This is a genomic window from Armatimonas sp. (assembly GCF_031410135.1).
Lineage (GTDB): Bacteria > Armatimonadota > Armatimonadia > Armatimonadales > Armatimonadaceae > Armatimonas.
Genome location: NZ_JANNYP010000163.1, coordinates 1 through 2,192, shown reverse-complemented (window position 1 = coordinate 2,192; position 2,192 = coordinate 1). Strand labels below are relative to the sequence as shown.

Annotated in this window: 4 protein-coding genes and 1 pseudogene; all 5 read right to left on the bottom strand. The window is 55.8% G+C overall.

Annotation, left to right across the window (positions count from 1 at the left end):
* The coding region (locus tag RMO15_RS05855; RefSeq protein ID WP_309709122.1) for a c-type cytochrome domain-containing protein at positions 1-383 on the bottom strand (383 nt) is incomplete at its 3' end.
* Between the two features lie 59 nt (positions 384-442).
* Positions 443-892, bottom strand: a complete 450-nt coding sequence (locus RMO15_RS33185; RefSeq protein ID WP_369016082.1) for an HNH endonuclease — start codon at positions 890-892, stop codon at positions 443-445.
* Positions 893-898: 6 nt separating this feature from the next.
* Positions 899-1,288 (bottom strand): hypothetical protein, encoded by a 390-nt coding sequence (locus RMO15_RS05850; protein WP_309709120.1) that lies wholly within the window; start codon positions 1,286-1,288, stop codon positions 899-901.
* 168 nt (positions 1,289-1,456) lie between these two features.
* Positions 1,457-1,768: a hypothetical protein gene (locus tag RMO15_RS05845; RefSeq protein ID WP_309709118.1), complete on the bottom strand. Its 312-nt coding sequence runs from the start codon at positions 1,766-1,768 to the stop codon at positions 1,457-1,459.
* Positions 1,769-1,879: 111 nt separating this feature from the next.
* Positions 1,880-2,192 (bottom strand): annotated as a pseudogene (locus RMO15_RS05840) (hypothetical protein); the annotation flags it as partial.

Here is a 2,192-nt window from a genome sequence, read left to right as displayed (position 1 = left end):
GTGTCAAGAAAGCCACTCCCCTTCAGGCCATCTCCCCGCGCTCGTTCCTCGTGCGACCCTCTTCCCCCTGCCGCTCGTGCCTCGCTGGGAAGAGGGTTGGAAAGGGGCTTGAGAGACCAGAGGGTAGAGGGAGACGGTAGTGTTTTCTTGAGCTGCACCAGCTCGCTCGCCGCGAGCTTCCCCGACGGTGGCATCTGGCCGGACTCCGCGGCACGCAAGATTCGGCTCGCGTTTTGTTTAATCGCCTCCGTGCGGGAGAGATCAAGCCCCCCCGCAGGTTTCGTCCCACTATGACAGCTCACGCAGCGGCGTTGCAGAACGGTGTTCTGTGCCTGCGACGGCACGGTGGCCAGCAGGGCCACAAAAATCATCCACCAGCGCATGTCCCTCATGTCCCTATTGTAGCGGGTTTATGCAGAATCCGGGAGACAACTTGACAATCTCAGAGTGTATTTTCTATTTCTACTGGGGGATGGGCACCATCAAGTACGAGGACACGACGCAGGTTTTGTAGACCATGTCGGTTGAGTAGAAGTGCGGCAACTGTGGCACGCCCTGTCGCTGTCTGACCGATGATTTGAGTAAAATCCTCATTCCATACAAAGTGCTCGCTCCAGATTTGATCACGTGGATTGAACAGGGGCATAGTAGTGCCTGTTGCAGGATCGGTCGCTGTTACCCTCATGGCCTTGTGGCTATTGCAGCCTGGACAAGAGCAGGCAAGGTTCCAAAGATCACTCGAACCACCACTGCTATATGGCACGATATGCTCTATTTGAAAAGAAACCGTTCCAATCGCTTCTGGGGAGCGACAGTACTCACACAGCCATCGCGCACGTTCAAAAACGGCACGGCGTACCTCTACCGAAATATACGGGCGCTCATCGGACATCGCAGATCAGACCATCTCTCGGTCACGTGGACGAAGCCCAAGTGTCTCCACAAGCTGTAGAACGGTAACACCCCGTAGTCGTGCCAGCTCAGCGAGCAAGCCCGCTCGCTCTGCCTCGCGCTCCTCGACACTATCTACGAGTGCCGCAAGCTCGGTCGCTTCTGCCATCGTCAGTATCCGGTTCTGCTGTAAGAGAATTAGCTCTTGCCAGTGCTCTCGTAGCGGTAGCGGAACACACTGATTGATCTGTTGGATGAGCTCGATTTCACGAGGGGGCGGCTGATGCATTGTCGCCTTGCGTGCCCGTAGCTCCGCTAAGTGAGCGATCAGAGCATCAAGCTCCAGCACAGGCAAGGTGCTTGCCTCTTCCAGAATATGCAGGGTTGCAGCAGACATATCCCTACTATACCGTTCCCTAAAGCAATCGAAAAGCCCTCTCAACTCGCACGGGAGCTGAGAGGGCTTGAGTGCCATTTATCGGCCCGATGTGACGCCCGATCGTTCACCGCACGGGCGAACAAATCCGAAAGACCCGCCACAGCGAACTCGGAGGCGGCGCATGAATCAATCAGTATCTGGCAATTGAGGCAGGCCGAACCAGAAGATCAGGAAGGCAACAGTACTGAGAATGCCGCAAATAAAAGCTCCCGTGCTTTCTCGGATACTGGCATCTTGAAAATCTTTCCAGCCTTGTCTGAAGAAAATGATTGCAAGGATGGGCGAGGCGATTTGACTAAACATCGCTGCAATCATGGGTATGCCAGCTAGATCGCTCCACTCTCGTTGGGTTTGCCAGGGTAGATTTAAGATTTTTAAAATCGTCCAAGCACTTGTTATGACAATTCCCAGAAACAGATAGCGAATACGGAACTTCATTGCATCCTCGCTCTTAATGAGGCAGCCCCACGGAGAAATCTCCGCAGGGCCATTTATGGTTCTTGTCGCAACAGCGGGCTGCTTTAGCCGCCCGTTGTCATCCGTTCCGCGTTACGAAAGGCCGCTGACGGCACGGGCGAACAGATCCGAGAGACCCGCGCGGTCGCCGATGGCACGGAGTGCGTTGAGCTCGTCGGCGTTGATGCGGGTGTTGCAGATCTCCAGTGCGCGGTTGAAGTTGCGCACCGAGCGGGCCACCGAGGCATTCTGCTGATCGGGCGTATCGGTGTTGAGGGGCTGGCAGTCGATTCCCACGACGGCGTTGTAGCCAATCTCCTGCATGGTGTAGACCGTCTCCACCGCCATGCCAAAGTCGTTGTCGCCAAACGCTAGGTCTTCGTCGAACTTGAGGCCGGAGCCGGAG